General features: G+C 63.2%; 2 protein-coding genes. Both read right to left on the reverse strand.

The genetic code is table 11. The annotated features are described in order from the left end of the window. Nucleotides 1–79 precede the first annotated feature (79 nt). Nucleotides 80–5,320, reverse strand: coding sequence for a SpvB/TcaC N-terminal domain-containing protein (locus ACLQI9_RS32220; RefSeq protein WP_442392834.1), 5,241 nt, complete (start codon nt 5,318–5,320; stop codon nt 80–82). A gap of 680 nt (nt 5,321–6,000) precedes the next feature. Beyond that, on the reverse strand, nt 6,001–6,138 hold the full coding sequence (locus ACLQI9_RS32225; protein WP_442392836.1) for a hypothetical protein: 138 nt from the start codon (nt 6,136–6,138) through the stop codon (nt 6,001–6,003). Between the last annotated feature and the right edge of the window lies 1 nt (nt 6,139).

Genomic DNA, 6,139 nt, shown 5'->3' on the forward strand with positions numbered 1-6,139 from the left:
CCAATAATGACCAACAACGGGCTCTAACGTCGAGAACGCCCCCGAGGGAACCCTCCAAATCACCCACGCGGGCCGTGAGTTAGGTAAATCGCCTCTTTGTAGAGAGACGGATTGCACCCAAATCAAATTGATTGTTTGTGACCACCCCGGCCCCATCGAACTGCTGATAAACCTTGCCCCTCAGGTTCAGGGCCTGATCTTGCGACGCGCTCGGCTGACCTTCGCCGTAAACGGTTTTCTCGGCGAGCTGTTCGGGGCTACTGCCAGTCTGGACGAACAGGCCCGTGGGCCGTCGCGCCGCGTCGTATTCGTGCCGGAGCTGATGGTTCCGGCTGTCCCAGCCCATAAACGGCTTGCCGGCGACGTCGTTCAACATCCAGCGCTCGCCGGCGTCCACGCTGACCGAGTGGATCTTGGTACCGAGCATGTCGTAGTCGTAAGTCATGATCGTGCGGCCGAGCGCATCGGTGATCGACCGCTGATTCCCTTCGATGTCGAGCTCGACGACGGTCCGATAATGAGCCTCGACCGGCGATCCACCCGACAGGTAGCGGTTGTAGGCGAGCGTGAGGAACGCCCGCCCCATGGTGTCGAAATGAACCGTTGTCGGAGTGCTGGCATGGATTGCCGCTTTCTGGGCGGCATCCTGCTCCTGGGGGCCAAGCCCGCCCGTGATCCGCTGGGTGTACCAGGTGGGCATATAATCCGAAGCTGGGATCCGCTGAAAGAACGGGCCTATATCCGGATCGGTCGATGGATCGGTGATCAGCACCGTGTCGTTGCCGTCCCAGGTGTCTTGCCGCCACGGGTCGAAGACGACCTTTCCCCAGGTCTGATTCGGTTGCAGTGTCGCGACGACCCTCCCCACCGGGTCATAGAAAAGGGTCGCGCTCACTCCGACCATCACGCCGAACTCAAAATCGTACGTGGCCGTGAAAAACGGCTCGTACTGGCGGACCGGCTTGCCCTTGTTGTTGAAGATGGTCCAGCCGCTGCCCACCCAGCGCGGATCCACAGTGGTACCGCCGGGCGTGAGCGGACCCGGCTCCGCTTGTCCCTTGCGCTGGATTTCGCGACCGAACCCGTCTGAATAGCTAAAACTGACCTGGAGCTTGGAAGTCTGGTCTTGAGTGAGATCACTGACATGAGTCTCTCGGGCGATCGTCGCGGCGTAGACGGGCGCCGGTGTGGTCGGGGTGCTGGGCGTGCGTGCAAACCGGCCGATGTCGTAGACGATGCGCGATGTCGCATTTCCCAGGAGCGCGGCCGCGGGTGGGCCCTTCGGGTCAGTGAAGAACTGATCGATCTGCGACTGCGTGAGGTCGGCGGCGAATCCGGCGAGCGAATCCCCCAAATTCTCGGAGGTTTTCCCCATGACGGCCGTACCGGCAACGAGCCCGAGGGCGTCGAACGACGCGGCGGATTGGTTGCCGTTGGCATCGGTCACGAGGGCGGCTTGCAGCACGCGGTAGTCATTGCTCGCCGTGACGATGTTCCCGACGGGGTCCTGGACCTGGACGAGAAGCAGGGAGTAGGCATCGTAGGTCACGATCGTGTTGTTGCCGAAGGGGTCGCGGAAGCGCTGCGGCAGGAACAACTGGGCCTGGGCGTTTGCAAGTTCTTGGCTGGGCGTATCGGCGGGGTTGGCGGAGTAAAAGACTTGACCGGACGGGATCCACCAGTTACCGCTTGGATCAGTTGCCGGAAAGAGGCCGAGGGTTTTCTGATCGTCGCTGAGGACATAGCTTCCTCCGTCTCTCAAGGTACTGACAGGTGTCGGTAAAAGGTTCTCAGATCCGCGCTGGTATAAAAGCAGCAGACCGGGGGTGAACGCGAGCTTGTAGGTCGCGAACGGCAGCGCCAGAGACTCAACCGTGCGCAACGCGAGGCCAGCGGTGAGATCGTCCTTTCGGTAAAGCGTGCGCACGTGCTCGATGATGCGTCGATAGGGGTGGTTCTGAGTGGCGCCGGTGGCGTCGACGTCTTCGTAGGGAATGTCATTTTTCGCGGCTATCGCGATCTTGCACGAGAGTTCTTTGAAACCAAACCGGTTGGTCACGCCTGGCGTGGCGGCGGCGGGGTCGGGCGTCACCTTGATCAGCTCGTAGGTGCTCGTCTCGGCCGGCAATGGCGTGCGGTACGCGTCGGGCTCGAGAATGGGGTTCGTGAAGGCGTTCTGGGTGTAGGTGACGTGCAGCGTCTGCTGGATTACTTGATCGTCCGGCGTGAGCAGCGTATCGGAGTCTTTGTAACGGCGGCCGTAGGCAATCGCGGCCGACTGCAAGACGTTCCCGTAGGGGTCGACCGCGAGCGTCATGCTGTGTGTCACCCGTGGATCAGCGAGCTCGGGTTGCCCAGGTCCATTGACGGCGTAGAGCGTGCGCTCGTAGTGGAAGTCGATCGACTCGCGGGCGTGGGTGAAGAACACCGCATGACGGTTTCCGCCGAACGGTTGCAGGCGACAGACGGTGTAGTTGCGCTCGGATACGCTGTAGGGGAGCACGGCGGCCGCGGTGCCGTCGGACGCGTAAACTTCTTGCCGCAGGATTCCCCCTTTGAGAGACCGGATCGCCTCGTGGATTTCGTCGCCGGTGAGGCCGTCGGGGAGCACGGAATCCGGCAACAACATGGCATGGGATTGCGTGGGGGTGAGGCCCGGCTCGCTGAAGTACTCGGCATCGTAGATCCGCGTCACGCGGGTGCCCATGGGGTAGGCGCCGGTGTGGTACCATGTCTTGGTGACCACCGGGGGAACGTAGGACGCCGCGTCGATATTGGTGGCATCGGGGAAGGCGCCGGTCTGGGTCAGGACGCCCAGTTCGACGGTGTCGTGCTGTTCCACCATGCCGAACCCGCGAAACTCACGCTCGATGCCGTCAAAGTAGCCGTGGTGGTAGGCGGAACGGGTCACGAAACGGCTGCGGCTGACCCAGTCGAGGGTCTCGACACTCACGACGACCTGGACGGGGAAGGGGAGCCGCGTCGCCCAGGGCCGCCCCGCCTCGCGGTCGGCGAGGTAGAAAGCGGTCGAGGGGGCGTACATGACCCGCGTTTCCGCGCCCAGGTTGTTGAAGCTCCGCACGAGCAGGTAGGGCTTCTGGCTGCCCATCATGTCGATGTAGCGGATTGACCTGCCGGCGTCGCCCGGCAGCGCTGAGGTCCAGACCAGGCAGGAGGTCCCGTTGCCGAGCAGGTCGAGGGCCTGGATCGAGGCCAGGTCGTCGACCGGCGGGAAGTCCGCGACCCGCCGGGGTCCGTCCCAGGCGTTGCCCGCCTGGTTGAAGTAGAGCGAGACGCCGTTGCGGGCCAGGTAGATGATGTCGGTGACCCCGGAACCATCGACGTCGGCCAGGCGGAGCCGCCGCGGGTCGAACTGGTCAGGAGAGTCGAACCAGGGCGCCTGGTCCATGTCGACCTTGGCGCCGAACCGCCCGTAGCCGAGGTTCGGCCAGTAGCAGACCTCGCCGTTGCGGATGCGTACGATGTCGGACAGGCCGTCGCCGGACATGTCGGCCAGGAAGATCGACTGCGTACTGTCCGCGAAGACGATCGCCGGACCCCTCTCCTCATCATCAGTCGCCTTGAAGACGCGGTTGGGCGGGCCGAAACCGAACTCGGCGAGCGACGGATAATAGGTGATCGCCTCGTGATCGGTGATCAGTACGTCGCTGAACCCATTGCCGTCGACATCAATGAACCTCAGGTTGGGGTCGTCCCAGTTGACGTTGGGCTGGGATGGCAAGAACTCGAACGGCTTCCAGCCTCCCGCGCTGCCGCGCTTGTAATAGCCCGAGCCCGGACGGCGGAACACGACACAGTCTTTGTGCCCGTCGCCGGCGAGGTCGAGGAACTGGTGGCGCGGGGTGCCCGCTTCGGCGAACGCGGGGAGCCGGCTCACCTCGGTGAGCGTCTCGAACCGAGCGGTGGCGGTGCCGGCCATGCCGTCGACGGCGAACGAAAGCGGGCTCAGGTTTCGCTTGTAGTACCAGGCGTCGTCCTGCTCTGCGAGCACGCACTGGAGCCCCTCGCCGTCGAGATCCAGCCAGCGGTACCGGCCGCCGTCGACGGTCGATGGCAGGTTGGCCAGACTGGCCGGGTCGACGTCGCGAACCTCCGGTTGCACTTGGGCCTGGCTGTATTCGAATTCGACCGGCGGGAGCGCGCCCTGGAGGAACGTGCCGTCGTCTTGCCGCACGAAGCCCGACCGCGTGATGGCCGTCATGAATGATGCGATCGGCGTCTGCTGGTAGGTGAACTCGACGGCGTGTGCCAGGTAATCGACTGTGCCCAGCTCTTTCGGGAAATGGTGGAATACAAGCACGCGCTGGCAGAGCCGGTAGGTTCGTATCTCGAAACAGGAGCGATATCGTGAAAACGGGTCCTGCCGCACCGGCCACGGCTGTGTGCCGGCGACCGAGGCCGTCACGAAGACGCGTCCCTCGGAGTCTGGCGGCTGCGCCTGGTAGTGGCCCTCGCCATAGTCGAAGACCACCTCAAACAGCCACGAGAGCTGCGTGATATCCGGTTGCGTCAAGAGCGACGGGATATTGCCGTACTTGATCCGCTTCACATAGCGGTTGGCCGATCGGGACGTGTCGCTACGGTTGCGCTCGGTCGACTGCGAGAGGTCGACGTTGGATGAGTCTTCGGCCTCGTACTCGTAGGAGATCGCATTTCCCTTGTCGTCCTGGCTGTCGGCGATCAACCAGGAAAAGATCCGGGTGGGGTCGGCGGGGTCGGCAATGCGGGTGGCGAGGGACGTGCCGTAGTTGGTCGTCACGTTATCTTTGGAAATCGACCGCCAGAAGGTGTCGCCATCGCTCTCACGCGTCCAGCGCTCGATGCGCGCGAAGAGGCCCTCCACGCGCGGCCGGTAGCTCGTGACGACGTAGCCATTTTGCGTGGTCACGTCCCGCACCCAGTTCCCCTGGGCGTCCTGGACGAGTACGGGGACCAGGTCTTCGGATCCTGACAGGATGAAAATGTCCGACTCGTCGGCGTCCTGATACAGCGGCAACCCCCGGTCGGTCCGGCGCGTGATCTCGGGAAGCGAGAGCCCCCAGCCCATGCCAAAGGGCCCGTTCCCTTCTCCCGAGTCGTACGACAGCGTTAGCTCGGGTGTGGAGCCCGCCCGCCCCTGGCTCACGGCGATGGGCACTGTGAGGGTCCCCGTCCCGTTCACCGAATTGACGGAAAACGTCTCCCCGATCCCCCGGATTGCCCCGCCCGGCTTGGGCAGGCTGATCTGCGGCGCGCCCCCGCCGACGCTCCCGTTCTTATTCGCATCCTGGTTCACGGAATCGGTGTTTTGATCGGGCATCTCGATGACTCCGGCGACATTCGACGTATGTCTTACCGCACTACCCGGATTGGACCTGATCGTACGAGTGCATTCGCTTACTCGCTTGACGGGAACCAGCATTTGATCTGTCGCACTAGTTAATTGCAAGAAAAAAAACAAGTTTTTTTCCGCAACACTTCTGCCGGCTGGTTGAGGATGGCTTCATGATTTATTCACAAAAACAAAGCCCCTGTCCGCCGAATGCTGTCTTCGGAACTGTCGGAGACCGCGTCGAGGACCGGTGCACCTGACCCGCGGTCCGACGATTTGGTATAGGAGCTTGGCCTCGACAGGCAGGAATAAGGTCGGATGAAAGGCGAGGATCGGCGAGCCGGAGGTTAACCAGCCCCCAGGAGGGCAACGCGATCATTGACGACCGGCGCACACCGGAGGAATCGTCACTCCGGAGGAGGCCGCGACGACGCCGGATCGGAGGTGTTACACCGCCGCGGAGACCGGCGCCAGCGAGCGGCTTGGTACTCGTAGGCCCGCTTCTTGCGAGCGTCCAACGTGCCGCGCGCGAGCCACTTGCGTTCCCGATCCTGGACATTGCGAGCCGCCTGACGGCAAGCGGGGCAACAGTACCGTGCCGGGTTGCGGAGTGAGGTCACGGGGTGTTCGTGACAACCTGGCCGAGTCATCAATGACAGGGCGTGATTCTACATCCAGAGACTCCGGTCCAGCGACCTATACCCCACCGCCTCGGCGATGTGCTGAGGCTTGATCTCGTCGGAGCCTTCGAGATCGGCGATGGTGCGGGCGACGCGGAGAACCTTGTCGTGAGCCCGGGCCGACAAA

It is taken from the genome of Mycobacterium sp., from assembly GCF_052143115.1.
Taxonomy (GTDB): domain Bacteria; phylum Actinomycetota; class Actinomycetes; order Mycobacteriales; family Mycobacteriaceae; genus Mycobacterium.

Excerpts from the sequence above, each read along its gene's own strand:
- ACLQI9_RS32220 (WP_442392834.1), bottom strand. The coding sequence starts at position 5,320 with ATGCCCGATCAAAACACCGATTCCGTGAACCAGGATGCGAATAAGAAC.